29 protein-coding genes, 1 tRNA gene and 1 pseudogene are annotated in these 25,733 nt (G+C 66.9%); 16 read left to right on the top strand and 15 right to left on the bottom strand.

What is annotated here, in order from left to right; all coding sequences use genetic code 11:
- The 3 genes from KAY22_RS00940 to KAY22_RS00930 form a co-directional block, all read left to right on the top strand.
- Nucleotides 1–694: MBL fold metallo-hydrolase RNA specificity domain-containing protein (locus tag KAY22_RS00940; protein WP_296618975.1), on the top strand; the 694-nt coding region annotated here is incomplete at its 5' end.
- Nucleotides 695–718: 24 nt separating this feature from the next.
- A complete protein-coding gene (locus KAY22_RS00935) occupies nt 719–988 on the top strand; it encodes a DUF1467 family protein (protein WP_296618971.1) in 270 nt (89 codons plus the stop codon).
- Between the two features lie 163 nt (nt 989–1,151).
- Nucleotides 1,152–1,943 (top strand): PEPxxWA-CTERM sorting domain-containing protein, encoded by a 792-nt coding sequence (locus tag KAY22_RS00930; RefSeq protein ID WP_296618969.1) that lies wholly within the window; start codon nt 1,152–1,154, stop codon nt 1,941–1,943.
- A gap of 37 nt (nt 1,944–1,980) precedes the next feature.
- On the opposite strand, the gene KAY22_RS00925 is transcribed toward KAY22_RS00930, so the two are convergent.
- The gene (locus KAY22_RS00925) at nt 1,981–2,349 is read right to left on the bottom strand and encodes a hypothetical protein (RefSeq protein WP_296618967.1); all 369 of its coding nucleotides are present in this window, start codon (nt 2,347–2,349) and stop codon (nt 1,981–1,983) included.
- A 127-nt stretch (nt 2,350–2,476) separates the two neighbouring features.
- Between KAY22_RS00925 and KAY22_RS00920 the strand changes: the two genes are divergently transcribed.
- Nucleotides 2,477–3,478, top strand: a complete 1,002-nt coding sequence (locus tag KAY22_RS00920; RefSeq protein ID WP_296618963.1) for an adenosine kinase — start codon at nt 2,477–2,479, stop codon at nt 3,476–3,478.
- A gap of 57 nt (nt 3,479–3,535) precedes the next feature.
- On the opposite strand, the gene KAY22_RS00915 is transcribed toward KAY22_RS00920, so the two are convergent.
- Nucleotides 3,536–5,059 (bottom strand): amino acid permease, encoded by a 1,524-nt coding sequence (locus KAY22_RS00915; RefSeq protein ID WP_296618961.1) that lies wholly within the window; start codon nt 5,057–5,059, stop codon nt 3,536–3,538.
- Between the two features lie 183 nt (nt 5,060–5,242).
- On the opposite strand from KAY22_RS00915, the gene KAY22_RS00910 reads away from it, so the two are divergent.
- From KAY22_RS00910 to KAY22_RS00885, 6 genes are read left to right on the top strand one after another with little or no spacing between them, the layout of a single operon-like run.
- Nucleotides 5,243–5,917: a response regulator transcription factor gene (locus KAY22_RS00910; RefSeq protein ID WP_296618958.1), complete on the top strand. Its 675-nt coding sequence runs from the start codon at nt 5,243–5,245 to the stop codon at nt 5,915–5,917.
- Nucleotides 5,918–5,922: 5 nt separating this feature from the next.
- Nucleotides 5,923–6,933, top strand: a complete 1,011-nt coding sequence (locus KAY22_RS00905; RefSeq protein ID WP_366514052.1) for a HAMP domain-containing sensor histidine kinase — start codon at nt 5,923–5,925, stop codon at nt 6,931–6,933.
- Between the two features lie 46 nt (nt 6,934–6,979).
- A complete protein-coding gene (locus KAY22_RS00900) occupies nt 6,980–8,095 on the top strand; it encodes an efflux RND transporter periplasmic adaptor subunit (protein ID WP_296618955.1) in 1,116 nt (371 codons plus the stop codon).
- 3 nt (nt 8,096–8,098) lie between these two features.
- Entirely contained in the window at nt 8,099–11,170 is a 3,072-nt protein-coding gene (locus tag KAY22_RS00895; RefSeq protein WP_296618953.1) for a CusA/CzcA family heavy metal efflux RND transporter, read from the top strand.
- The gene (locus tag KAY22_RS00890; protein WP_296618951.1) at nt 11,163–11,462 is read left to right on the top strand and encodes a DUF3240 domain-containing protein; all 300 of its coding nucleotides are present in this window, start codon (nt 11,163–11,165) and stop codon (nt 11,460–11,462) included. Before KAY22_RS00895 ends, KAY22_RS00890 begins: the two co-directional genes overlap by 8 nt.
- Nucleotides 11,459–12,700 carry a TolC family protein gene (locus tag KAY22_RS00885; RefSeq protein ID WP_296618949.1) on the top strand — a complete coding sequence of 414 codons (1,242 nt, stop codon included), beginning with the start codon at nt 11,459–11,461 and terminating at the stop codon, nt 12,698–12,700. The genes KAY22_RS00890 and KAY22_RS00885 overlap by 4 nt, the downstream gene beginning before the upstream one ends.
- Nucleotides 12,701–12,730: 30 nt before the next feature.
- On the opposite strand, the gene KAY22_RS00880 is transcribed toward KAY22_RS00885, so the two are convergent.
- The 11 genes from KAY22_RS00880 to KAY22_RS00830 all read right to left on the bottom strand — a co-directional run bounded on the left by KAY22_RS00880 (nt 12,731) and on the right by KAY22_RS00830 (nt 21,075).
- Complete coding sequence (locus KAY22_RS00880; RefSeq protein WP_296618947.1) at nt 12,731–13,108, bottom strand: histidine triad nucleotide-binding protein; 378 nt, start codon at nt 13,106–13,108, stop codon at nt 12,731–12,733.
- 16 nt (nt 13,109–13,124) lie between these two features.
- Nucleotides 13,125–13,442 carry a phosphoribosyl-ATP diphosphatase gene (locus KAY22_RS00875; protein ID WP_296618945.1) on the bottom strand — a complete coding sequence of 106 codons (318 nt, stop codon included), beginning with the start codon at nt 13,440–13,442 and terminating at the stop codon, nt 13,125–13,127.
- Nucleotides 13,443–13,647: 205 nt separating this feature from the next.
- Complete coding sequence (locus KAY22_RS00870) at nt 13,648–13,842, bottom strand: PEP-CTERM sorting domain-containing protein (protein WP_296618943.1); 195 nt, start codon at nt 13,840–13,842, stop codon at nt 13,648–13,650.
- Between the two features lie 222 nt (nt 13,843–14,064).
- Nucleotides 14,065–15,900, bottom strand: a complete 1,836-nt coding sequence (locus KAY22_RS00865; protein ID WP_296618941.1) for a methyl-accepting chemotaxis protein — start codon at nt 15,898–15,900, stop codon at nt 14,065–14,067.
- Nucleotides 15,901–16,115: 215 nt separating this feature from the next.
- Nucleotides 16,116–16,814 carry a 50S ribosomal protein L1 gene (rplA, locus tag KAY22_RS00860; RefSeq protein WP_296618940.1) on the bottom strand — a complete coding sequence of 233 codons (699 nt, stop codon included), beginning with the start codon at nt 16,812–16,814 and terminating at the stop codon, nt 16,116–16,118.
- A 4-nt stretch (nt 16,815–16,818) separates the two neighbouring features.
- Nucleotides 16,819–17,250 carry a 50S ribosomal protein L11 gene (gene rplK / locus KAY22_RS00855; protein ID WP_165323192.1) on the bottom strand — a complete coding sequence of 144 codons (432 nt, stop codon included), beginning with the start codon at nt 17,248–17,250 and terminating at the stop codon, nt 16,819–16,821.
- Nucleotides 17,251–17,441: 191 nt separating this feature from the next.
- On the bottom strand, nt 17,442–17,981 hold the full coding sequence (gene nusG, locus KAY22_RS00850; protein WP_296618935.1) for a transcription termination/antitermination protein NusG: 540 nt from the start codon (nt 17,979–17,981) through the stop codon (nt 17,442–17,444).
- 21 nt (nt 17,982–18,002) lie between these two features.
- Entirely contained in the window at nt 18,003–18,200 is a 198-nt protein-coding gene (secE, locus tag KAY22_RS00845; protein ID WP_165323190.1) for a preprotein translocase subunit SecE, read from the bottom strand.
- A gap of 148 nt (nt 18,201–18,348) precedes the next feature.
- A tRNA-Trp gene (locus KAY22_RS00840) sits at nt 18,349–18,424 on the bottom strand.
- Between the two features lie 93 nt (nt 18,425–18,517).
- On the bottom strand, nt 18,518–19,237 hold the full coding sequence (locus KAY22_RS00835; protein ID WP_296618931.1) for a hypothetical protein: 720 nt from the start codon (nt 19,235–19,237) through the stop codon (nt 18,518–18,520).
- 113 nt (nt 19,238–19,350) lie between these two features.
- Nucleotides 19,351–21,075, bottom strand: a complete 1,725-nt coding sequence (locus tag KAY22_RS00830) for a fatty acyl-AMP ligase (protein ID WP_296618930.1) — start codon at nt 21,073–21,075, stop codon at nt 19,351–19,353.
- Nucleotides 21,076–21,237: 162 nt separating this feature from the next.
- On the opposite strand from KAY22_RS00830, the gene KAY22_RS00825 reads away from it, so the two are divergent.
- From KAY22_RS00825 to KAY22_RS00800, 6 genes and pseudogenes are all read left to right on the top strand, one after another.
- Nucleotides 21,238–21,801: a regulatory protein RecX gene (locus tag KAY22_RS00825; RefSeq protein ID WP_296618928.1), complete on the top strand. Its 564-nt coding sequence runs from the start codon at nt 21,238–21,240 to the stop codon at nt 21,799–21,801.
- Between the two features lie 133 nt (nt 21,802–21,934).
- The gene (locus KAY22_RS00820; RefSeq protein ID WP_296618926.1) at nt 21,935–22,459 is read left to right on the top strand and encodes a cold shock protein; all 525 of its coding nucleotides are present in this window, start codon (nt 21,935–21,937) and stop codon (nt 22,457–22,459) included.
- A 2-nt stretch (nt 22,460–22,461) separates the two neighbouring features.
- On the top strand, nt 22,462–22,941 hold the full coding sequence (locus KAY22_RS00815; RefSeq protein ID WP_296618924.1) for a DUF192 domain-containing protein: 480 nt from the start codon (nt 22,462–22,464) through the stop codon (nt 22,939–22,941).
- A gap of 110 nt (nt 22,942–23,051) precedes the next feature.
- On the top strand, nt 23,052–23,435 hold the full coding sequence (locus tag KAY22_RS00810; protein WP_296618922.1) for an NADH:ubiquinone oxidoreductase subunit NDUFA12: 384 nt from the start codon (nt 23,052–23,054) through the stop codon (nt 23,433–23,435).
- Nucleotides 23,436–23,438: 3 nt separating this feature from the next.
- Nucleotides 23,439–23,933, top strand: coding sequence for an outer membrane lipid asymmetry maintenance protein MlaD (mlaD, locus tag KAY22_RS00805; RefSeq protein ID WP_296618920.1), 495 nt, complete (start codon nt 23,439–23,441; stop codon nt 23,931–23,933).
- Between the two features lie 245 nt (nt 23,934–24,178).
- A pseudogene (locus KAY22_RS00800) lies at nt 24,179–24,412 on the top strand (DUF2155 domain-containing protein); the annotation flags it as partial.
- A gap of 35 nt (nt 24,413–24,447) precedes the next feature.
- Here KAY22_RS00800 and aat read toward each other — a convergent pair.
- Both aat and KAY22_RS00790 read right to left on the bottom strand, forming a co-directional pair.
- Nucleotides 24,448–25,203: a leucyl/phenylalanyl-tRNA--protein transferase gene (gene aat / locus KAY22_RS00795; RefSeq protein WP_296618918.1), complete on the bottom strand. Its 756-nt coding sequence runs from the start codon at nt 25,201–25,203 to the stop codon at nt 24,448–24,450.
- A gap of 94 nt (nt 25,204–25,297) precedes the next feature.
- Nucleotides 25,298–25,711 (bottom strand): hypothetical protein, encoded by a 414-nt coding sequence (locus KAY22_RS00790; RefSeq protein WP_296618916.1) that lies wholly within the window; start codon nt 25,709–25,711, stop codon nt 25,298–25,300.
- Between the last annotated feature and the right edge of the window lie 22 nt (nt 25,712–25,733).

The raw sequence follows: 25,733 nt of genomic DNA, 5'->3' as shown, positions 1-25,733 counted from the left end.
GGTGAAACTGTCGGCGGGCGACACCGTCGTCTTCTCGTCGAAGCAGATTCCGGGCAACGAGATCGCAATCGGTCGCATTCAGAATGCCTTGGCGGCAAAGGGGATCGAGATGATCACCGAGCGCCAGGCCGACGTCCACGTCTCCGGCCATCCCGGCCGCCCCGAACTGGCTGCAATGTACGACTGGATCCGTCCGGACATCATCCTGCCGGTCCATGGCGAGTTGCGCCACATGGCCGAACAGGCGCGCTTCGCCAAGGCCCATGGCGTGCCGCACGGCATCGTCCAGCAGAACGGTACGGTCGTCCGGCTCGCTCCTGACGGGCCGAAGGCGGTAGGCCATGAGCGCACCGGACGCCTCGTTCTCGACGGCGACGTGATCCTGCCGGCCGATGGGTCGACGATGAACGAGCGCCGCCGCATCGCCCAATATGGCTTCGTCGGCGTGACGATCGTGCTCGACAAGGGCGACCGGCTGCGCGGCGAACCGTCGCTGCAGATTCAGGGACTGCCGGTCGAGGAGGATCGCGAGGCGTTCCTGTCCGACGCGGCCGATGCTGCCGAAGCGGCGGTGCGCAAGGGCGGGCGCGATGAAGTCAAGCTGCGCGAGGCGGTACGCCTCGCCGTTCGCCGCCGCGCGACGGCCTGGACCGGCAAGAAGCCGATCGTCGACGTGTCGATCATCCGGCTCTGACGGCTTTCGGGGAAGGATGGCATCATGAAGTTCACGTCGATCATCGCGATCTATCTGCTCTTCTGGTGGGGGTGCCTGTTCCTCGTTTTGCCCTTCCGGCTCCGCAGCAGCGCGGAGCCGGAGGCGGCGGTGCCGGGTCAGGTCGAAAGCGCCCCGCCGCGCTTCTCGGTCTGGCGCACCTTGTTATGGACGACGATCGTCTCGGCGGTGACCTTCGGCCTGTTCTACGTCAATTATGTCAATGGCTGGGTGACGGCCGACCTGCTCGATCTGAGCCGCCTCCACGGGCGTTGACAGCAAGCGGGCTTTGCCGACTGTCGGAATTTCTTACGACGGCGCTGGATGCGCGCTGAATTCCCCTTTGGAATCAGCGAGCCTTTCATATGGCCTGCTTCTTGCTCCGTAATTTCCCGTAATGAATGGGTCGGAACGACCGTTCTCTGGGGGATACAAGCATATGCACCGTCTGCGCTCCGTTGCGCTCATCCTGATACTCGGATTGGCAGGCGCCTGCATGGGAACCGGCGCGTCGGCCGCAACCGTCATCGCAACGCTCAACAGCGTCGGGACCGGCAATACCATCACGATGCACGCTGTTCGCCCGAACGGTACGCCGTTCGCGAGCCAGGTTCTAAACGGTCTGGCGACGCTCACGCGCACGGGCGGGACCGATACGCAGCAGTTGGTGGGTTCCGGCAACAGCTTCTTCGCCTTCTGCGTCGAACCCTTCGAGGATGCCGTTCTGAATTCTACCTATAGCTACACCGTCGATCCTCTGGCCCAGGCCGGCAAGAGCAGCATTGCGGGCGGAATCGGTGTGGGCAAGGCGCTGCAGATTTCGCAGCTGTTCGGCCAGTTTGCACCGAGCCTCTCCATGCCGATGACGGCGGTCCAGGCTTCCGCGCTTCAGATCGCCCTGTGGGAAATCGTCAGCGAATCCTCCAGCAACCCGTTCGATGTTACCAGCGGCAACACCTACTTCTCCACGCCCGCCTCGTCCAATTTCTCGCAGGTTATCGCGCAGGCGCAGACCTATCTGAATTATGTCAGCACGGCCAATGGCTCGGCCCCGCTCGCACAGGGTCTGCAGGCGCTGACGGTCGCGGGCAAGCAGGACTTCCTCGTCCAGGCGGTGATCGTCGCGCCGGAGCCCGGTACCTGGATGATGCTGATCCTCGGCTTCGGCCTCGTCGGCCATAGCCTTCGCCGTCGTCCGCGCGCCGTCGCGACGCACGGGGCGGTAGCCTAACGGACCCGAGCGAGAGCGGCTTGTGGATGCGTAGTGCTCACCGCGCTTCGCGTCGCCGGCTGAGCGCCGCGATACAGGAGGCGCGGTCGATGTCGTCGCCATTGGGCATCCGGGCGTCGACATGGGTCACCACGGCCTCGCGTCCAGGTGCGGGCGGGTAGAGATAGGCGTCCATCACGCAGACGCTGCTGGCATATTGCAGCTTGCGCGCCGTGCCTTCGCGGACGTCCTGGTTCGGCGTGCCGAACAGCGCGATCAGCGCGCGGGCATCGCGACCGAGCACACGATCGAGCCCGGCTTCGTTCCGCACGAGCGGCGGCGCGGTCAGCACGGGCGGCGGTGTGCCGGGTCCGCAGGCGGCCAGCAGGCCGAGGGGAATCAGGAGCGGGAGTGCGCGGATCGTCATGGCAGAGCGATCAACACCATAAGCTGTCCAGTGCAAGTCCCTTGCCGCGAACGACGGATGCGATCGGCTGGGCAGAGCGCGGTGCGCCGCCCTTCCAACGCGGCGTGTCTCGCTCTAGGGGAGCGACATGATTCCGCCCCGCTATGATGTGGTCGCGATCGGCAATGCGCTGGTCGACGTACTTTGCCACAAGGATGATCAGTTCATACTCGCCCAAGGGCTGCAGCGCGGCCTCATGCAGCCGATCGACCCCGATCGTGCGGTCATCCTGCACGAAGCGATGGGCCTGTGCGAGGAGGTGTGCGGGGGGTCGGCGGCCAACACCATGGCCGCGCTCGCCCGCCTCGGCTTGCGGCTGGCCTTTGTTGGACAGGTGGGCCACGACCGGCTGGGCCTGCTCTTCGCGGGCGACATGACCGCCAGCGGCATCGACTTTCCGCTGCCGCCGATCGAAACGCCCACGGGGCGCTGCCTGATCATCGTCAGCCCGGACGGTCATCGCACGATGAACACGGCGATCGGCGCGTCCGAATATCTGCCAGCCGCCGCGTTCGACGCCGGCATAGCCGCCGATAGCGCGATCCTATACGTCGAAGGCTATATGTGGCGGACCGAGGAGCCGCGCGCGGCCTGCCGCGCGGCGCTGGACATGGCGCGCCGTCACGGCCGACGGACGGCCTTCACCCTGTCTTCCGAGTTTTGTGTGCGCGAGCATCATGACGATTTCGTCGAATTGCTCGATCAGCGGTCCATCGACATATTGTTCGCCAATGAAGGCGAACTGGCCGAGCTCAGCGGGCGATCCGATTTCGAGGCGGGAGTGGCCTGGGCTGCGGCACGGGTTCCGCTGCTGATCGCGACCTGCGGCGCCGATGGCGCAATCGCGGTCGAGGGCGGGCGTCGCGTGGCGGTGCCGGCCGAACCCTTCGGGCGGATCGTCGACACGACCGGCGCGGGCGACCTGTTCGCGGCCGGCGTCCTCGCAGGGCTGGCGCGTGGACGCGATATCGAGACCTGCCTGCGCATGGGATCGATCGCCGCCGGCCGGATCATCGCGCAGATGGGCCCGCGGCTGCCGACGGACGAGGATCTGGGGGGCTTGATCGAAGGTCGGCTCGACCAGCGCTGAAACGAAAGAAGCCCGGCTTTCGCCGGGCTTCTCGCATGGACTGTCGACGGTGCGCGATCAGTCAATCGGTGGAACCGGCTGCGGCGGTACATCCGCATCGGTTTCATGCGTCTCGATGATACCCCGGCCCAGATTGCTCTTCCGATAGCCATAGCTGAAATAGACGATCAGGCCGACAAAGGCCCAGCCGAAGAAGAGCGACACGGTGTAGAAAGACAGGCTGAAGAACAGATAGACGCAGCCCGCCGCCGCGATCGGCGCCACGAGCATCACCGCCGGCGTACGGAAGGGACGCTTGCGGTCCGGGTCAGTCCGGCGCAGCACGAGCACCGCGATCGAGACCGCCGCGAAGGCGAACAGCGTACCCGAATTGGAGATGTCCGCCAGCGCGCCGACCGGGAACAGGGCGGCAAAGATCGACACGAACACGCCGGTCATGATCGTCACGACATGCGGGGTCTTGTACTTCGGGTGAACCCGCGAAAAGGCCGACGGCAGCAGGCCGTCGCGGCTCATGACGAAGAAGATGCGGGTCTGGCCGAACATCATCATCAGGATGACCGAGGGCAGGGCCAGACCTGCGGCAAGGCCGATCAGATTGCCGACCTGCGGCCAGCCGATTTCGCGCAGCGTCCAGGCCAGGGCCTCCTTCGAACAAACGACCTTGGCGTCGCCGATCGCCGAGCAGGCGGCGGCAAGCTGGGTCGATCCGGTCGGCAGGCCGTTGCCGGCCGCATCGAGCATAGGCTGCGCGCCGACGCCACCAATCACGCCGGCGGCGACGAGCATGTAGAAGATGGTGCAGATGGCCAGCGAACCGATCAGGCCGATCGGCATGTTGCGCTGCGGGTTCTTGGTTTCCTCGGCTGCGGTCGAGACCGCATCGAAGCCGACATAGGCGAAGAAGATCGACGCGGCGGCGGCCGAGATGCCGGCGAAGCCGAGCGGCGCGAACGGATCGAAATTCTGGAGGTTCATGACCGGCAGCGCCAGCACGACGAACAGGCTCAGCGCGGCCACCTTGATTGCCACCAGGATGGCGTTCACCGTGGCGCTCTCCTTGGTGCCGAGCACCAGCAGCCAGGTCACCACCAGCGCGATTATCGCAGCCGGGATATTGATCAGGCCGCCGTCGATCGGACCCAATATGAAGGTCTTTGGCACGGTTATGCCGGTCAGATGCTGGAACAGCCCGACGACATAGCCCGACCACCCGACCGAGACGGCGCCCGCCGCGATCGCATATTCTAGCACGAGCGCCCAGCCGACCATCCAGGCGACCAGCTCGCCCATCACGGCATAGCTGTAGGTATAGGCAGAGCCCGAAACGGGCACCATGGCCGCCATTTCGGCGTAACAGAGCGCGGCTACCGCGCAGACGAAGCCGGCGATGATGAAGCTGAGCATCATGCCCGGCCCCGCCTTCTGGGCGGCTTCGGCGGTGAGAACGAAGATGCCGGTGCCGATGATGCCGCCGATGCCCAGCATGGTCAGCTGGAAGGGGCCCAAGGACCGGTGCAGCGACTTCTTTGCTGCAGTAGCGAGAATGGCGTCGAGAGGCTTTACGCGCCCGAATATCATGCGGATGTCCCTTGTCTGGCCGGCTTCTGGTGCGCGGCCGGTCATGGGGAGCGCAGCCTAGCCCCTAAATTTAACCGCGCAATAGAATTGCGCGGGCCCTTGCGTCAGGCTGAGGTCAGATTGCCTCGTCATGCTGGGCTGCTGTAGCGAAGGCGACGCGTTGCGGGGCGCCGAGGAGGTCATGTGCGGCTGCTGATCGTCGAGGACAATGCGCGGCTCGCGGCTCTCACCGCCGAAGGCCTGGGCCGCCGCGGGCTTGCCTGCGACATCGCCCATTCGCTGGATGCAGCGGACACGGCCATGGCGACGGCGCATTATGATGCGCTGGTCCTCGACCTGGGATTGCCCGATGGCGACGGAGTCGACTGGCTTGCTGCGCGGCGCAGGGCAGGGGAAAGCGTCCCTGCGCTGATCCTTACCGCCCGAGGGTCGCTCGAGGAGCGGGTTTCGGGTCTCGATGCCGGCGCCGACGATTATGTCACCAAGCCGGCGGAGATCGACGAGATCGCCGCCAGGATCCGCGCGCTTCTCCGGCGGCCGGGACCGCGTGCCAACAGTCTGCTGGAAAATGGATCGCTGCGCTTCGATACCGCGACCCGGCAGGCCAGCGTCGCGGGCCGGATGCTCGATCTCGGCCGGCGCGAGGCCGACCTGCTCGAAATCCTCATGCGCCATGCGGGAACGGTGGTGCGTCGTGCTGTGATCGAAGACGCGCTCTACAGCTTTGCCGAGCCAGTGACGCCCAACGCGGTCGAGGCGATCGTGTCGCGCCTGCGCCGTCGCCTCGACCAGGCGGATGCGGGCGGCATGCTGCACACGATAAGGGGGCTGGGCTATATGCTTCGCGCGGTCGACTGATGCCGATGCGGCGTTCGGTCATCCGCCGACTCGGGCTCGGCCTGTCGCTGATCGGCGGTGGTGGGACGGTGCTGCTGATGTTCGGTGTCCTGCTCGAATATGGCCTGTCCTTCCGCGATCTCGGCCCGGGCCCCGCACTGGATCTGGCGATCAAGGAGATGACCGAGCATGTTGGCTTGCCGGTGCTGGTCCTCGTGCTTCCGCTTGCTTTCGCCAGTCTGTGGGTGATCCGTCGCGCCTTCGCCCCGCTTGGCGATGCGGCGCAGGCGATCGAAAGCGCGCAGGGCACGGAGCGCGGAATCCGGATCGATACCGGACGCTTTCCTGCCGAGGCGTTGCCCTTTGCCCAGGCGGTGAACCGGCTCCTCGGCCGGCTTGACGATGCGGCCGCCCGGCACGAGGCCTTTGCCGCCGACGTCGCACATGAACTGCGCACGCCGCTTGCCGTGCTGTCGCTCGAACTCGACAGCATCGATCATCCCGATATCGCGCGGCTCAAACATGATCTGTCCGCCATGCGCAGGCTGATCGACCAGCTCATGCTGCTCGCACAGGTCGATTCGGGCGCGGTCGCGGCCCAGCCTCCTTCTGCTGTCGCTCTGCCCGAGATTGCCGAGGAGGTGGTTGCCCTGATGGCAGCACAGGCGATCGATGCGGGGCGCGGCATCGGTATCGAGAATGTGGGCGTGCCGCCCGTAGTCAACGGGCATCGCGAAGCGATTGCGGCGGCGCTCCGCAATCTGGTGGAGAATGCGATCCGTGCCACGCCGCCCGGCGGCTCGGTGATCGTCGCGGCGGGCCCCGGCGCGATGCTGCGGGTGCGCGACGAAGGCGAGGGCCTGTCGCCGGACCGGCTGGCTGTTCTCGTCCAGCGGCACCGCCGTGCCGACCATGCCAGCCGGACCGGCGCCGGGCTCGGTCTGGCCATCGCCGACCGCATCATGGCGGCGGCCGGCGGCCGGTTGTCGACCGATCAGGCGCGGCGCGAGCTTATTCTCGACTTTCGGGCGAACTGACCGGCGCCGTCAGGCAGACGTCAGCTTCGCCGGCTAGTTGCTGCGCATGCGAAACTATCGGGGCTATGCAATCGGGGGACTGGCGGCGATTGGCGCGGCGGGGCTCCTTTGGTGGGGCATGGGCGGCGAGCCCGCCCGCAACGGCGCGCCGGACGGCGTGACTGCGGCCGCCACGCCGTCGTCCGACATCCTCCCGCTGACCCCCGATCAGCTGAATCGGCTCGAGATCAGGACCGCCCCGGCCATGGCGGCCACCAGCGCACCGATCGCGCAATTGCCTGCCGTCGTCGTACCGCCGCCCGGTGCGCGCGTCGCTGTCGCCGCCGCGCTTCCGGGCGTGGTGGTCCGTACGATGGCGGTCGAGGGCGACAGCGTGCGGCGCGGCCAGCCTCTGGCGGTGATCGCCAGTCGCGACGTCGTCTCGCTCAGCGGCGATCTCGCCCGCGCCCGCGCACGGCTGGGCGTGGCCAGTTCGAGCGCTCAGCGCATGGCGCAGCTCCAGAAGGCCGGCGTCGTCGCGGGCGCCCGCCTGGACGAAGCGCAGGCGCAGGCGGCGGAAGCGCGCGCCGACGTCGCCGAAAAGGCGCGCATCCTCGATCTCGTCAACGGCCGCGGCGGCAACGGCACCTATATGCTCGTCGCCCCGATCGCGGGCCGGGTGACCAAGGCTGCGCTGCAGGCCGGCGATCCGGTCGACGGCACTGGCGCACCCTATGTCATCGACGCCATCGACCGCTACGAAGTCGAGGCGCAACTGCCCGAACGCCTCGCCGGTCAGGCGAAACCTGGCATGGGCATTCGGCTTGGCGCTGCGAAGGGAACGGTCACCTCGGTCGGCAGCACGATCGACCCCGCCACCCGCTCGATTACGCTCAAAGCGAAGCTCCCTGCAGGACCCGGCGTGATCGCCGGACGCGCGACCAGCATCACGCTCGAAGGCCCGCCGCCGGCGGGCGCGGTGTCGGTGCCGGCGGGCGCGATCACCAATCTCGACGGGCATGAGGTCGTCTTTGTCCGCACCCCCAGCGGCTTCCGCATCCGCACCGTTTCCAGCGGTGCGACCAGCGACGGTGAGGCCCTGCTCCTCTCGGGCGTGAAGCCGGGCGAACGGATCGCCGTGACCGGCACAAGCGCGCTCAAGGCCCTGGCGCTGGCGCGCTGATCGATGCTCCGTTCGCTCGTCGCGCAGGCGCTGTCCTATCGCCTGCTGGTCCTCATGCTGGCGCTCGCTACGGCCGGCCTCGGCGGTTGGGCTTTCTCGACGCTGCCGGTCGATGCCTATCCCGACATCGCCCAGACCCAGGTCAAGATCATCCTGAAGGCCCCCGGCATGACCCCCGAAGAGGTCGAAAGCCGGGTAATCGCGCCGATCGAGATGGAGATGCTGGGAATCCCCCGCCAGGCGATCCTCCGCTCGACCGCCAAATATGCCATCGCCGACGTCACGATCGACTTCACAGACGGCACCGACATCTATTGGGCGCGCCAGCAGGTGGCGGAACGGCTGGGCGGCGTTCTTGCCGACATGCCCGACGCCGTCAGCGGTGGCCTCGCCCCGATCTCCACGCCGCTGTCCGACGTCTACATGTTTACGATCGAAGGGCCGCTCGGGCTGCAGGAGAAACGCGACCTGCTCGACTGGACGATCCGGCCCGCGCTGCGCACCGTGCCCGGTGTCGCCGACGTGAACGCGCTGGGCGGCTTCGTCCGCAGCTTCGAGGTGCGTCCCGATCCAGTCGCGCTGGCGAGCGCGGGCCTGTCGATCGACGAGCTCCGCGCGGCGATCGAGCGCGGCAACCGCAATGACGGCGCTGGCCGGCTGACCAGCGGCGAAGAGGCCCTGATCGTCCGGTCGGTAGGCGCGATCGCCTCTGTCGAGGATCTGTCCTCGATGGTCGTCGCCAGCCGTAACGGCCGGATCGTCCGGCTGGGGGATGTTGCCTCGGTCGGCATGGGCAGTCTCACCCGCTATGGCGCGGTCACCAAGGATGGCGAGAGCGAAGCGGTGCAGGGGCTGGTGATCGCGTTGCGCGGGTCTGATGCGCGGCAGGTGGTCGACGGCGTCCGCGAACGGCTGGCGGAGGTCGAGCGCGGTCTTCCGGCCGGCACGAGGCTCGACGTCTTCTACGATCGCTCCGACCTGATCGGTCGCGCGGTCGGCACGGTCGAGAAGGCGCTGATCGAGGCGACGATCCTCGTCGTCATTCTGCTGATCCTGTTCCTGGGCGACTGGCGCGCCGCCGCGATCGTCGCGGTGACGTTGCCGATGGCGGCGCTGATCACCTTCCTGTTCATGCGCGGCATGGGCCTGTCCGCCAACCTGATGAGCCTGGGCGGGCTGGCGATCGCGATCGGAATGCTCGTCGACGGGGCGGTCGTGGTGGTCGAGAATATCGTCGAGCGGCTGGGTCGCGAACATGACGAGGGGCATCCGCGCCTCAATCTCGTCTTCCGGTCGACCGCCGAAGTCATCGTGCCGGTCACGGCGGGCATCGTCATCATCGCGCTGGTCTTCCTGCCGCTGCTGTCGCTGCAGGGGCTGGAGGGCAAGCTGTTCGCGCCCGTCGCGCTCACCATCGTGTTCGCGCTGGCGGGATCGCTGCTGCTCGCGCTGACGCTGGTGCCGGTGCTCTCCTCCTATGGGCTCAAGAGCGGCCATCATGGCGAACCCTGGATCATGCGCTGGCTCAACCCGCGCTATCACGCGCTGCTGGAGGAAGCTTTTGCGCGGCGTCGGCTGGTCTATGCGCTCTCGGGGGCGGGGCTGCTGGTGGCGGGCATCGCTTATGGCGCGGTCGGCAAGACCTTCATGCCGACGATGGACGAGGGCTCGATGATCGTCCAGACGAGCAAGCTTCCGTCGATCAGCCTCGACCAGTCGGTGCGCGACGATCTGCTCGTCGGCCGCACGCTGAAGGCGATCCCCGAGGTCAGCGAGGTGATCGCGCGCGTCGGATCGGACGAAATCGGCCTTGATCCGATGGGGCCGAACGAGACCGACAATTTCATCCGGCTCAAGCCGGCCTCCGAATGGCGCGGAGACAAGGAGTTCGTCCTCGCCGAGATGCGCAAGGCGATGGACGGGCTGCCGGGGATCGAGCCGACCTTCACCCAGCCGATCGAGATGCGCGTGTCGGAAATGCTGACAGGCGCGCGTGGCGACCTGGCGGTCAAGATCTTCGGCCCGGATCTCGCCACGCTCGCGGATCTGGCCGGGCAGGTGCAGCATGTCCTGTCCGGGATCGATGGCGCGTCCGAGGTGATGACCGTCGCCAATTCCAATGTCGACTATCTGCGCCTCGACATCGACCGCGCCGCCGCCGGCCGCTTCGGCATGCCGGTCGACCAGCTGCAGGATTCGCTGCGCGCGCAGGTCGAGGGTGTCCGCGCCGGGGTGGTCGCCGAAGGGCAGAAGCGCGTGCCGATCCTGATCCGCGGCGACGAAAGCCTGCGCTCCGATCCGGCCCGCTTCGCCGACCTTCAGCTACACACGCCCGAAGGGACGCTCGCCCGCGTCAGCGACATGGCGAAGGTCGAGCGCGTGCAGGGGCCGGTCAAGCTGGACCATGAGAATGGATCGCGCTTCGCCCTTGTTCAGGCATTCGTCTCGGGCCGCGATCTCGTCGGCTATGTCGACGATGCGCAGGCTGCGGTCGCGGCGAAGGTTACCTTGCCGCATGGTTATCGCATCGTGTGGGGCGGCCAGTTCGAGAATCAGCGGCGCGCTTCGGCGCGGCTGGCGCTGGTCGTACCCGGCGCGCTGCTACTGATATTCGGGGTGCTGCTCGGGACGCTGCGCTCGCTGCGGGCGGCCATCATCATCCTGCTCAACATCCCCTTCGCGATGGTGGGGGGGATCGTCAGCCTGTGGGTGTCGGGTCAGTATCTCTCTGTTCCGGCCTCGGTCGGCTTCATCGCGCTACTCGGCATCGCGGTCCTCAACGGGCTCGTCCTTGTTGCCTATTTCCGCCAGCTGCGCGACGAAGGCCTGCCCATCGCGCAGGCGGTTCGCCTCGGCGCGGAGCGACGCCTGCGCCCGGTGCTGATGACCGCGAGCATCACCGCCTTTGGGCTGGTGCCGCTGTTGTTTGCAACGGGGCCGGGATCCGAGATCCAGCGCCCGCTGGCGATCGTGGTGATCGGCGGCCTCGTCACCTCCACCCTCCTGACCCTGATCCTGCTGCCCATGCTCTACGAAAGATTCGGCGAGAGCCGCGCGGAGGCCGCCCGTGGCTGAGGTCCTGCTCTGCTTCCATTGTGCGTCCGCCGATGCCGAGCCGATCGCCGAGGCGCTGCGCGCTGCCGTGCAGGCCCCGGTTCACCTGCGCGACGAGCGCGTCCTCGGACGCGATTTCAGCGATGCAGGGACCGGAGAGCAGGTTCTGGCGACGCTCCGCCGCAGCGCGGTCGAGCTTGTCGTCGATGAGGCTGCGACCGCCTCGCTGGTCGCGACGGTCGGTGGTGCGCGTCGTCGCTGGCCGGTTCGCTGGCTCGCCACGCCTATTGTCGCGCGCGGGAGGATCGAATGAACAGGGCGCGCCTTCTGGCATCGCTTTGGGTCGCCACCATGCTTTCGGCGCCTGCAGCTGCGGCGTCCAGCCTGCCGCCGACACCTCAGGTTCTCGCTGCGCTCGACGGCCATCCGACCGTGGCCGCAGCGCGTGCGCGACTGGAGGCAGCGCGTGCGCAGGGTGCCGGGCTGCGCCGTGGCACCCACGAGGCTGTCGTGAACGGCAGCTATATTCGGCGCAGTGTCGATCGCGAGGGCGGTTATGACGAGTTCGACGTCACCGTCAGCCGGCCCTTCCGTCTGCCCGGCAAGGCAGGCCTCGACCGCGCTGCGGGCGATCTTGGGGTCGATGTCGCCGAGAACCGGATGGAGGATGTCCGGCACCAGACTGCGCTGCAATTGGCGACGCTCTGGTATGACTGGCTGACAGCGGGCGAATTGCATCGCAACGATCGCGACAATGCGGAGCTGGCGCGCAAAGCGGTGGACGTCGTCCGTCTGCGTCGCCGGCTTCGCGACGCCTCGGACCTGGAGGTCGATCAGGCGGTAGCCGCGCTCGGCCAGATCGAGGCGCAGGCGGCCGCGTCCTTCGCCGAGCGCGAACAGGCGCGCGCGAAGCTGGCCTCCAATTTTCCCGATCTCGTGATGGGCGATGAACCGCCGCCTCTGGCAGCGCCTGAATTGCCGGATGGCGGCCTGGATCGACTGCGCGACAAGGTGGTCGAGAACAGCCACGAGATTGTTGCCGCCGACCGCGAAGCGATGCGGATGGACGTGCTGGCACGTCGGGCGCGGGCCGACCGGGTGGCCGATCCCTCCTTTGGCGTACGGATGTTCAGCGAGCGCAGCGGGATGGAGCGCGGCGCCGGCGTGGTCGCGTCGATCCCGCTGGGTGGCGGGCATCGGCGCGCGGTTGCGGACCAGGCCGGGGCCGAGGCCGACGCTGCGCGCTTCGAACTGTCGGCGGTGCAGCGGTCGGTCGAAGCGACTGCAAGCGCGGATCTATCCGGCGCGCGCAGCCGTCATGCGGCCTGGATCGAGATGGAGAAGGCCGCTGCTGCAGCGGATGCCGCCGCCGGGCGCACCGAACAGGGTAATGCGCTCGGTCATATCGATCTGGCTGACCTGCTCTACGCACGCCGTCAGGCGCGTGAGACGCGGCGCGCCGAGATCGAGGCGCGGGCCGAGGCGCATCGCGCGATCACGCGGCTGCGGATCGACGCCCACGCGCTGTGGCTCGACGAACATGGGCAATAGGCGGACCGCGCGACAGCCGGCGTTTACGGCCTAGCGGGGCAGCATCGCCCCCATCTGACGGCCGCCGAAGATGTGGACGTGGAGGTGGGGGACCTCCTGATGTCCATGTCCGCCGATGTTGGCGAGAAGACGATAGCCGGGCGCCGGCAGGCCCGCATCGCGCGCTACCTTGCCCACGGCGCGGACGAAGCCTGCAATCTCCGCATCGCTCGCGCGCTCGCTGAAATCGTCCCACGACACATAGCGTCCCTTGGGGATTACCAGGATGTGCAGTGGCGCCTGCGGGTTGATGTCGTGAAAGGCGAGCGCCCACTCGTCTTCATAGACGCTCTTCGACGGCAGCTCACCGCGCAGGATGCGGGCGAAGATATTGCCGTCGTCATAGGGCTGGGTCGCGTCGATGGGCATCGGTATCTCCGGTCGTTCAGGCCTTGCGGGCGGCTTTTTCCGCCAGGCCGGACAGTCCCTCGCGCCGTTCGAGTTCGGCAAGGACGTCGGACAGCGGCACCTTGGCCTCGTTGAGCAGGACGAGCAGGTGGAACAGCAGGTCGGCAGCTTCGCCGGTGACCGCCTTCGGGTCACCCTGCAGCGCGGCGATCACGGTCTCGACGGCTTCCTCGCCCAGCTTCTGTGCGATCTTCGGCAGCCCCTTGGCGAACAGCGAGGCGACATAGGATGCCGACGGGTCGGCCCCGCGCCGGGCGGCGATGGTCGATTCGAGCGTGTGAAGGGTCGAGGTCATGCCGCGCTTCAAAGCCCGGCAGGCGCGTCAGGTCAATCTCGAAGCGCGGGTACAGAAACGGCACGGCCCCCGCCTGCCGTTCGCCGAGCTTCTCGGAGAAGGGCGGACGGGGGCCGAACACGCCGCGCAACGCTACAGGGGAAAAAGCAAACTCGTACGCAAATCCACTCGACACTAAATCGGTAAACGCAACCCGGACTTCGCTTCAGGGGCCGCGCCGCCGACGGCTTGCAATGCGCCCCACCAGAACGCCGGCGACCGCGACCAGAAGCAAAATCAACGCACTCGGCTGGGGGACATGCTCCAGCCAATTCGAAACCGCCTCGGCCTGGGCCATGGCGGGGAAAGCGAGAGCGACCGCTGCGAGCAACGCAAAAACCCCCCGGACTGCGATACCCACGATCGATTCTCCTTCCCCCGCATTGCCCTCGCGACGAGCCGAAACGGGTTCGTGAACAGTTAAGCCAGAAGCGTGCCAAATCGAGGAAAGCCAGCATTTCCGGGACCGGCGAGCCAGCTACTGGTTAACATCCTGCCAGCCCTGTCAAATATCCCGACACGGCAAGGGCGGCCGGATCGCTCCGACCGCCCCCTCGGGACGATGCCGTCTGGCCAGAAGGCGTCAGAAGCCAGCCCAGTCCTGCTCATCGCGCAGGGCGAGATTGCCGCTCACCGCAGGGCGGCTGACAGCGGCCCTTGCCGGCGCACGGGTCGCGGCCGGCGCCATCGGCGTGACGATCCGGGCCTTCTTCTCAGCCTCGCGCAGACGGAAGCGGGTGACGAGCGCGGCCAGCGTATCGGCTTCGTCGGCCAGCTGACGGACCGACGCCGTGCTCTCCTCGACCATGGCGGCATTCTGCTGGGTGACGCCGTCCATGCCAGCCATCACCTTGTTGCTGCTCGACAGCTTGGCGGCCTGATCGGCGGCGCTCTCGCTGATCTCGGAGACGATCGTGGTGATCTCGCGGATGCGCGATCCGATGCTGTCGAAGGCGGTACCGGCCTGACGAACCATTTCGACGCCCGACGCCACCTGGGTCACGCTGGTGTCGATCAGCGCGCGGATGTCGGCGGCCGAGTCGGCCGAACGCTGAGCCAGTGCGCGGACTTCGTTGGCGACGACCGCAAAGCCCTTGCCGGCTTCGCCGGCGCGGGCCGCTTCGACGCCCGCGTTGAGCGCCAGAAGATTGGTCTGGAAGGTGATCGCGTCGATGGCGGAAATGATCTGGCCGATCTCGGCGGTCGACTTTTCGATGTTGGCCATCGCGCTGACGGCGCGCTGCACGACTTCGGAGCCGGCATCGGCCTCTCGCACCGCCGAGCGGACGAAATCGTCGGCCTGGGTGGTGCGGGTCGAGGTCGCGCCGACCGCGGCGGTCACGCCCGAGATGGTCTCGGCGGTGACAGCCAGTTCGGCCGCGTGCTGCTCGGAACGCTGCGCCAGGTCGATCGTGGCGCGGCTGATCTCGGACGAGCCGACATGGATCGACTCGGCCGAGCGGGCCACTTCGGCCATCGCATCATGCAGCGCGGCGATGGTGCGGTTGAAGTCGTCACGCAGCGTTTCGTAACCCGAGCCGAGCGGCGGCAGGACCACGCGGAGATCGCCATCGGCGAGCTGGCGCAGGCTGCTGCCGACGACGTCGATCATGTTGCGCAGCGCCTGTTCGGCCTCGTCGCGCTCGCGGCTGGCGTCGCGCAGACGGACGGCGGCACGCGACAGGTCACCGATTTCGTCGCCGCGCTCGCAATGACGCACGGTCACGTCGTAACGCCCATTGGTGATCTGGGTCATCACGCCACTGACTTCGCCGAGTTCGTCGCCGACGCTGGTGCGGATCGAGCGGGCGATCTTGTAGCCCAGCCAGCCGCCGACGAGGGCGATCAGGGCAGTCAACGCCATGGTCACGAAGGCGAGAGCCATCTGCTTGGCGGCAATCGCCTCGGCGCGCGCGATGATCGGGTTGCGGATTGCCTCGATCGAGTCGTCGACCTTGTTACCGGCATCCATGATGGCGGCAAGCTCGACAGGGTTCGGCCCGCCATTTTCCATCGAGGTGGAAACCAGCGAGGAATATTTGGTCTGTGCGGTGGTGATTGCGTCGATCAGCGGCAGGTCGGCCTCGTCCGAATCGGCGCGCACGGCGGCGATCGCCTTCGACATGTCGGACAGGTTGGTCACCACATCGCCACGGCTTTCCTCGGAACGGATCAGCGCGTTGCGGAACACGTCGCGCTCGAGCGATGCGAAGTCCTTTTCGAGCAGGGCCGAGGACAGCGCCTGGTTCGACACATGGCCGTCTTCGCTGATCATCTGGAGGCTCAGCAGCGACCCGCCGATGATTGCCAGCATGATCAGCAGGCTGGCAATCAGCGTCGCGCGGGTTTGCAGCGACAGCCTCTCTCCCAGAGCTCGGCTGGTCACCCAGCTTTCGATTTTGCCCAAATCCTGAGCCACGCACGTCTCCATCACGTAAATTGGGTGCCGCCCGACACAGGGGAATGTCCGGGCGGCTCGGGCCGGAGTGGCATGGGGGGTCTTAAGGGGGCGCTAATTCGGCGATCGTTTTTGGATTTGAATCTACGACGAAGGTCTAAGGCGCGACGACCGCGCAACGAAAAGGGGCCAGGATTGCTCCCGGCCCCTTCCGATTCTGTGGATGTCGCTGGCGATCAGGCGCCGGCGACCTCCGCGACGTCGATCTTGACGCCCGGGCCCATCGTCGAGCTGACGGCGGCCTTGCGCAGATACTTGCCCTTGGCGCCCGACGGCTTCGCCTTGACGATCGCGTCGACGAAGGCGTCGAAGTTCGCGCGCAGGTCCTCGGCCGGGAAGCTCGCCTTGCCGATGCCGGAGTGGATGATGCCGGCCTTCTCGACGCGGAACTCCACCTGACCGCCCTTGGCCGCCTTGACGGCCTCGGCGACGTTCATCGTGACGGTGCCCAGCTTCGGGTTCGGCATCAGGCCCTTCGGACCCAGGATCTTGCCGAGACGGCCGACCAGACCCATCATGTCCGGGGTCGCGATGCAGCGGTCGAAATCGACCGTGCCGCCCTGGATCTGCTCGAGCAGATCTTCGGCGCCGACGACTTCCGCACCGGCGGCCTTGGCTTCATCGGCCTTGGCGCCCCGGGCGAAAACGCCGACGCGGACGTCCTTGCCGGTGCCCTTCGGCAGCGTGACGACGCCGCGGACCATCTGGTCGGCGTGGCGCGGATCGACGCCCAGGTTCAGCGCGACCTCGATGGTCTCGTCGAACTTGGAGGTCGCGTTCTGCTTGGCGAGGGCGATCGCTTCATCGACGCCGTACAGCTTCTGGCTGTCGACCGACGCCTGCTGGTTCTTCTGCTTCTTGCTCAGCTTGGCCATGATCTCAGCCCTCCACCACTTCGAGGCCCATCGCGCGGGCCGAACCTTCGATGATGCGGGTTGCCGCGTCGATGTCGTTGGCGTTGAGGTCCTTCATCTTGATCTGGGCGATCTCGGACAGCTGCGAGCGCTTGATCTTGCCGGCGGTCGCCTTGCCCGGCTCCTTCGAGCCCGACTTCAGACCGACGGCCTTCTTCAGCAGATAGCTGGCCGGCGGGGTCTTGGTGACGAAGCTGAACGAACGGTCCGCATAGACGGTGATGACGGTCGGCAGCGGGGTGCCGACTTCCTGGTCACCGGTCTGGGCGTTGAACGCCTTGCAGAAGTCCATGATGTTGACGCCACGCTGACCGAGCGCGGGGCCGATCGGCGGCGACGGATTCGCCTTTCCAGCGGGCACCTGGAGCTTGATGTAGCCCGTAATCTTCTTTGCCATGTCTCACTCACTCTATGCTGGCCGGGCTGCCTGGTGGAAAGGTGCGAACACCGATCCGCAATCCGGCCGTTCAAGTTTAGCGGTTCCTGCGAAGGCCGGAGCCTTCTCCCGCGACGTGTAGCGCCTGGAAGGCGCCATCCCGGATCGCTCCGGAACGGGTGGGATGCACCGGGACTCGCCGGCGCTCCGAATTATTTGACGCGCTCGACCTGCTCGAATTCGAGCTCGACCGGGGTCGCGCGGCCGAAGATCGACACCGAAACCTTGACGCGGCTGCGGTCGAAGTCGAGTTCTTCGACGACGCCGTTGAAGCTCGCGAACGGGCCGTCGAGCACCTTGACCTGGTCGCCGATCTCATAGTCGACGCGCAGCTTGGTCTTCGGCGCAGCGGCTGCGGCCTCTTCCTTGGTGTTCAGGATGCGCGCTGCCTCGGCCTCGCTGATCGGCTGCGGCTTGCCCGACGAGCCGAGGAAACCGGTCACCTTCGGGGTGTTCTTGACGAGGTGATAGACGTCGTCGTTCATGCTGAGCTTTGCCAGCACATAGCCGGGGAAGAACTTCCGGTCCGACGTGATCTTCTTGCCGCGGCGGACTTCGGTGACCTTCTCGGTCGGAACCTCGACAGCCTCGACGAGCTGCTCCAGGCCCAGGCGCGCGGCATCGGCCAGGATCGCTTCGCGGACCTTGTTCTCGAAGCCCGAATAGGCGTGAATGATGTACCAGCGCGCCATGAACGCCAACGTCTCCGTTTCTTAGCCCAGCAGGGACAGGAGGAACTTCACGATCGCCGAGAAGAACTGGTCGACCCCGAAGAAGAACAAGGCGAGGATCGTCGTCATGATGCCCACCATGATGGTGGTCGTCACGGTTTCCTTCCGGCTCGGCCAGACGACCTTGCGGGTCTCGGCCTTCACCTGATTGATGAACTCGACGGGAGAAGTCTTCGCCACGTTCCCAGCCTATCCTGCCCCGATTCGAAAATCCGGGAAAACATCAAAATAGCGACAAGAGGCCGCTGTCCGCTTCATCGGCCTTAACGACCGGCGGACCCGACCTCTTTTCGCACCTCGTACCCTTCGGCCAGCCGACCATTTCAAATGGCAGGAGTGGAGGGACTCGAACCCCCGGCCCTCGGTTTTGGAGACCGATGCTCTACCAACTGAGCTACACTCCTCCGGGTCCGAGAAGCGGGCACATAGCGGTGGGGTCATGGAAGCGCAAGGGGTTGCAGCCATCGAGCAGTGACGGTGTCCGCCGATTGGCGGGATCAGCGCACGTAGAGCACGCCGCCCCGGTCGAGATCCCAATAGGCACCGCCACTGCCATTGGTGCGAAAGGCGATCGGGATCGACAGCCGGTGGCCGCAGGGCTCGAAGGTCCAAAGCTCGCTCCAGGAGCCTTTCAGCCTTATGCCATATTGGTCGGGGCCGAGATCGGGGCTGGTTCCGGTGATCCGTACGCTAGTGGGCGTCAGGTCCTTCGGGGCGCATGCCGGGTCCTCGGCCTTGAGTCGCTGCACCGCCATCGCGACGGTGGCGCGCAGCGCCTCGCGGGCCAGTGTCGGCCAGGCGAGCGTGTCGCCCTGCCCGGCGAAGATGCCCTGCAGGGTCGTGCCGTCGGCGTCGCGGAGCAGCAGGATGCGAATCGGGTCGCCCGCCGGGCAATCCTCCAGCACGACCGAGGTGATCCAGCCATTTTCGATCTTGCCGGCGACGATCAGCCCGGTGACCAGGCCGTCGAGCGTTACCGGCGCGAGCGGCCCGATACGGAGCTTCTTCGCTTGGCAGCGCCCGCGCATCCGGGCGTCGAACGCTACAGCCTCGCCCACTGCACGGGCGAGCGCCTCGCCATCGGGCAGCGGTCTGCTGTTGATCGCCTCGATATCGCGCTGGAACTGGCCGGGGTCGCCCAGCGGGTCGAGCGGCAGCGCCTGGGCGGCAGTTGCTGCAAGCGCCAGCAGCGACGAGATCAGCAATCGGAAGCGCATCGGCGATCGTCTCCGCAGCGTCGATCGGAACGGACCGGCGACGCGCCATCACCATGCGGCGGTCGGCCGCCGGGGATCAAGCGCTACGGTCGACTAGGTCGCCCGACCGCCCCTCAGGCGGCGATGTCGTAGCCCTGGATCTCGCCCGCCAGATAGAGATTGCGCGCCTTGGCCCGGCTCAGCTTGCCCGAGCTGGTCTTGGGCAAGGTCCGCGGCGGGACCAGCTCGACCACACACTGCATACCGGTGATCGAGCGCACCTTGTCGCGGATCTGGTCGCGCAGGCGGGTCCGCTCGGCGGGGTCCGAGGTGCGGCACTGGACGAGCACGGCCGGCGCCTCTTCGCCGCCCGGCGTGGTGATCGAGAAGGCGGCGATGTCGCCGGCCTTGAAGCCCGGCAACTGCTCCACGGCCCACTCGATATCCTGGGGCCAGTGATTCTTGCCGTTGATGATGATCATGTCCTTGGCGCGGCCGACGATGTAGATGTAGCCGTTCGACATATAGGCCATGTCGCCGGTATCCAGCCATCCGTCGACCATGCAGGCGTCGGTCGCCTCCTGGTCGCGGAAATAGCCGGTCATGATCGACGGACCCTTGGCCCATAGCTTGCCGATCATCTTCTCGGGCAGCGGCGATCCATCCTCATCGCGGATCTCGACGGCCATGTCGCGGACCGGCTTGCCGCAATTGACCACGGCGCGGAAGCGGCGCGGGCGATCCTGATTGTGCGCGCCGCCCGACAGCTGGGTCTCTTCGACAAGCTCGACGACGATGCCCTCGCCCGGTGGCATGATCGACACCGCCAGCGTGGCTTCGGCCAGGCCGTAGCTCGGCAGGAAGGCGCTGGCCTTGAAACCGGCCTCGGCAAAGGCGTCGACGAAGGACTGCATCACGTCGGGGCGGATCATGTCGGCACCGTTGCCCGCCAGCCGCCAGCGCGACAGGTCGAACCGGTCCGAAGCCTTGGTCTGGCTCGACATGCGCCGCGCGCAGATGTCGTAGCCGAAGGTCGGCGAATAGCTGATCGTCGTGCCCTCGTTGCGGCTGATCAGGTCGAGCCAGGCCAGCGGGCGGCGCGCGAAATCCTCGGTCTTGAGATAGTCGGCGGACACCTGGTTGGCGATCGGCGACAACAGGCAGCCGACCAGCCCCATGTCGTGATACCAGGGCAGCCAGCTGATGCAGCGGTCGAGCGGCTCGACCAGCATGCCGTGCGAATGGGCGGCGAGATTGTTGAGCAGCGCGCGATGCGTCACCGCAACGCCGTGGGGGAAGCGGGTCGAACCGCTCGAATATTGCAGATAGGCGATCTCGTCCGGTGCCGACTGCGGCAGCGGAGCCTCGGGGGCGTTGCGGGTTTCGAAGCCCTCATAGGTGAGCCCCTCGACGCCGCGCTGGGCGGCGGCGGCCGACGCCATTTCGGACAGTTCTTCAGGATAGAACAGCATCCGCGGATCGGAGCTGGACAGCTGGACGACGAGCTGGTCGATATAGCTGTCCTTGCCGCCGAAGGATGTCGGCAGCGGCAAGGGAACCGGCCAGGCGCCGGCATAGACTGCGCCGAAGAACAGCGCCGCGAAATGGGGGCCGGTCTCGGCGACGAGCGCGATGCGATCGCCGGGGGCGATGCCGGCCGCGATCAGGCGGCGTGCATTGGCGAGCGCGTCGACCCGCAGCTGTGCGAAGGGATAAGGCGTCGTCAGCGTTCCGCGGGCGTCATGGAAGTTGAGCCCGCGCACACCGGTCGCGGCATAGTCGAGCGCCGCACCCAGCGTCTCGAAATCGGCGAAGCGGCGCGGCAGCGCATCGACTGTCGGCGTCGGCACCAATGCCATTCTCGTCTTGATCCCTTGTCTTTCCGAAGTGATTTCGGCCCCATCCAGCATCGACGCACCTCCGTGGCGGCGGCCCGATCGCCGGACAGGCCTGTACAAGCTGGCTGCCTTCACCCAGCCGCGCGTTCAAAATCCGGCCCGACTGTGGCACAAAGATGGCGCATGCCCCGATCAGCCCCCCGTGACCCCCGTCCTTATGACGCCGAAACGCTGTCGCGCACCGCGCTCGACTATGCCGCGCGCTATGCGACGACGCGGGCGAAGCTGGCCGCCTATCTGCGCCGCAAGCTCAAGGAGCGCGGCTGGGCCGGGGAGGGGGCGCCGCCGGTCGAGGCGATGGTCGCCCGCTTCGCCGAGCGCGGCTATGTCAATGACGGCGCCTTTGCCGATGCGCGCGCGCAGTCATTGCTGCGGCGCGGCTATGGAGCCCGCCGGATCGTGGCGTCGCTGCGGGCATCGGGGATCGATGCCGAGACGACCGATGGGGTGCGCGAGGATATCGACTCCGGCGCCGAGGAGGCCGCACTGCGTTTCGCCCGGCGACGGCGGATCGGCCCCTATGCCGATCATGTGCCGGATCGGGACGAACGCCGACGCTGGGTTTCGGCGATGGCGCGGGCCGGGCATCCGATGGACATCGTCGCGCGCGTGCTGGCTATGGACGCGGCCGAACTGGATATTGAAGTCGACGGCGTAACGAGCGATGGATGGCATCCTGGCACGTAAGAGCTTCGTTTCAGCGGCGCGCTGTGATAGGCTGGCACGTCAAGCAGCGGGTGTCTCGACAATGAATGATAAGTCAGTTGCGTCTGTGACGTTGCGCGATGTCAGCTTGGACAGCGGTCAGGAACGGCTATCGATGGCAGCAGGCGAGCCCGCCGAGACCGTCGTGGGGGCGGTCAAATGGTTTGATGCCACCCGTGGCTTCGGCTTCATCGCCACCGATGGAGACAAAGGGGACGTGCTGGTCCACTTTTCGGTGCTGCGTGACCATGGCCGTCGTACCCTTCCGGAAGGCGCGCGTGTCGCCTGTGAGGTCGTCGCCCGCGACCGTGGCCTGCAGGCGCGCCGTATTCTTGCGATCGACCTGTCGACCGCCACCGGTCCCGATCCCGATCTGGTCGCCAAGCGCACCGCCGACCGAGTCGATCCCACCGCGCTGATCGACGCCGCAGGCGAGCCGGAGGCTGTCGTGGTCAAGTGGTTCAACCGGCTGAAGGGCTATGGCTTCGTCGTTCGCGAGGGCGATGTGCAGGATATCTTCGTGCACATGGAAACGGTGCGCCGCGCGGGCCTGGCCGATCTGCTGCCGGAAACACGGATGCGCGCGCGCATCGCAGAGGGCCGCAAGGGGCCGCTCGCGGTCGAACTGATCGCCGAGTGACCATGCGCGCATTGCGTCTGCCAGGCGCCGTCGCCGCCGCTCTGTTGCTGGCCGCCTGTGCGCCGGGACCGGCCGGCGCGCGCGATGCCGCCGCCGGCGAGGCGGCTGCCGCGACGGTGCCGTTGAGCATCGCTACCAGAGCCGGCAAGGTTGCGTTCCGCGTAGAGGTCGCCCGCACCCCCGAGGAACAGGCGCGGGGCCTGATGTACCGCACCAGCCTCGCCGAGGATCGGGGGATGATTTTCCCGATGACTCCGCCGCGCTTCGCCAGTTTCTGGATGAAGAACACCTATATTCCGCTCGACCTTATCTTCATCCGCGCGGATGGCAGCATTGCGCGGATCGCGGCCAATGCGGTGCCCGAGGATCTCAGTCCGATCCCCTCGGGTGAGCCGGTCGCGGCGGTGCTCGAGATCGCCGGAGGCGGTGCGGCACGGCACGGCATCGCCGAAGGCGATCGCGTTTCCTGGGCGGGCAGATGACGAACGGGCGCGCAGCGACGCCCGTCGCCCGCGTTCAGCCCTGCGCAAGCTGTCACGGTCCAGCGTCTAAACGGTTGCGCGGCATGGGCGGCAGAGGCTAAGCGGACGGCATGCTCAAGAAGATTTTCACCTGGTGGGACGGCGCCACGATCGGCACCCTCCGCTTTACCAAGAAGAACGGCACCCGCATCGGCGAGGATTCGCTGGGCAACGTCTATTATGAGGGTGGCAAGGCAACCGACGGTCGCCCCCGCCGCTGGGTGATCTATTCCGGGGCCAATGATGCGAGTCGGGTTCCGGCCGAATGGCATGGCTGGCTGCACTACAGCACCGACTTCACTCCCGACCAGTTGCCCGCGCCCCGCGCCTGGCAGCAGCCGGCGGTGCCGAACCTGACGGGAACCGAAGCGGCCTATCGTCCGTCTGGTGCCCTGGAGCGGGGCGGCGTCCGAGCGGCGGCGACCGGCGATTATGAGGCATGGAGCCCGAACTGAGTCATGAAATCGCTGTTGCGTGAAAATATCGGCGAAGCGCTGGTCGGCCTCTTCGTCATCCTGTTCGCCGTCTGGTTCGTCTGGTTCGCCTATGGCGCCACCGGCGGCGGCGCGAAGGCCGGGGCGATCCACGTCACCGCCTTTTTCCCCAACAGCACCGGCATCAACGTCGGCAGCGACGTTCGTGTGGCCGGCATGAAAGTCGGGACCGTCGCCGAGCAGGCGCTCGACCCGCAAAGCTATCAGGTCAAGGTGAAGCTGGCGCTCGATCCGGCGCTCAAGCTGCCTGCCGACAGCAGCGCGGCGATCACGTCGGAAGGCTTTTTGGGCGCGACCTTCATCTCGCTCATCCCCGGCGGCGACACGGTTTCGCTGAAGGAAGGCGACACCATCGCCGACACCCAGGGTGCGATGGATCTGATGGGCATGGTCGGCCAGTTCATCAACAAGTCCGGCGGCTCGTCGGGCGGCGGCAGCGACGAAGCGGCGAAGCCGTGAAGCCGGTCCTGCTGGGCGCGGTCGCGCTCGGCGGCCTCGTCGCCTTTGGCGCCTGGCAGGCGATCGGGCAGCAACAGGCGCCGGTCGAAGCCGTCCAGTCGGAGGAACAGGCCGGAGCGGTGCCGCTCGATCCCGCAGGAGACGAGAGCGAGGGGGCTGCGGCCGAGCCCGTCAAGACGGCCCAGGCGGCGGCTCCTGTCGCCGATCCCATTCCCGACAAGCCACTCGTGACCCAGGGCACGCCGATGGGCGACCGCGTGGCGGTGCTGGGTCTGCTGAACAAGCGCAACGGCGAATCGCGCGATCTGAAAATGCGGCCCGGACAGGCGATACGCGTGGGCGACGTGATCGTCCGTCTCCGCGCCTGCGAAACGACGGCGCCGTGGGAAGATCAGAAGCTGACCGGTGCCTTCGTCCAGACCGATGTGCGCGGCCGCGACGGGGCTTGGCGGCGGATCTTCTCGGGCTGGCTGTTCAAGGAATCCCCCTCGCTCAACGCTGTCGAGGATCCCGTTTACGACGTCTGGCCCAAGAGCTGCACGATGGTGCACCCCGATATCGGTCCCGACACGGTGCGCCTGTCGGGTCGCGTCGCGCCGCCGTCGAGTGCGAAGAAGTCGGGCGGCGACCAGGCCGCGCCGGCTGTGGCTCCGTCTGCTGCGACACCCGCAGCCCCGCCCGCGCCCAGACCGGCAACGCCTAGCGCCCCGTCCAGCAACGCCACATAATCGTCGCGGCTCACTTCGATCGCGCCGAGCGAGCGGAGGTGTTCGGTGATGAACTGACAATCGAGCAGGCGAAAGCCCCCGACCCGCAGCCGGGCTATCAGCCAGGCGAGCGCGACCTTCGACGCGTTGCTTTCGCGGCTGAACATGCTTTCCCCGAAAAAGGCTCCCCCGAGGCGTACGCCGTAGAGTCCGCCGACCAGCCGGCCGTCACGCCAGCACTCGATCGAATGGGCATGGCCGCGCCGGTGCAGATCGGCATAGGCCGATTCGATCGCAGTGTTGATCCACGTGTCGGGCCGGTCGTCGGTCGATTCCGCGCACTGCGCCACGACTTCGGCAAAAGCGGCGTCACAGGTGACGGTGAAGCGATCCGAGCGGATGACCTTGGCCAGCGATCGCGACAGACGGAACTGGTCGATCGGCAATATGCCGCGCTTCTTGGGTTCGACCCAATAGACGTCGTCGGCATCACGGCTGTCCGCCATCGGGAACACGCCGATCGAATAGGCTCTAAGGAGCAGTTCGGGGTCGATCGTCTTCATCTATTCGGTCCGCCGTCAACTATAGCGCCGCGCGATCGATCTCCCAAGTGGGGGCAATACGGGATGGCAGATGTCGTAGCGCAAAAGCGACCGGTTACTGCTCCGCCTCGGCCTTGGCGGCTTCGCGCTCGGCGCGGGCTGCCTCAAGGAACTGGCGCATGCAGCCGGTCTGGCCGCCCGACCCCTCGGGCGAACAACTGTTGGGCAGGCCGCGCTTGCTGACCATGTCGAGCGTCCGGACCCGCGAAGCCCAGCTTTGCGAGGGGATGTCGGTCTTGCGCTTGTTGCGAAGCTCCTTGGGGATGCGATAGCGCTCGCTTTCCGGCTGGCGCGCACACACGACGATTTCCTCGTCCGAACTGCGCGGGCAGGGGTCGTCGCCATAAACGACCAGCGTCGCCACGCGCGGTGGCGGGCTCGCATCGATCGGTTTGCGTTCGGCGGCGATAGCCGGCGAGGCGCCCAAAATGGGAAGTAGCAGCAGCGCAAGGGGAAGCAGGGCTTTCATGGCCTCGGAATGGCCCGCGCGG

The organism is Rhizorhabdus sp. (genome assembly GCF_018006725.1).
GTDB lineage: Bacteria > Pseudomonadota > Alphaproteobacteria > Sphingomonadales > Sphingomonadaceae > Rhizorhabdus.
Note: the sequence above shows the minus strand (reverse complement) of the source record. Positions and strands in the feature narration are given on the sequence as shown.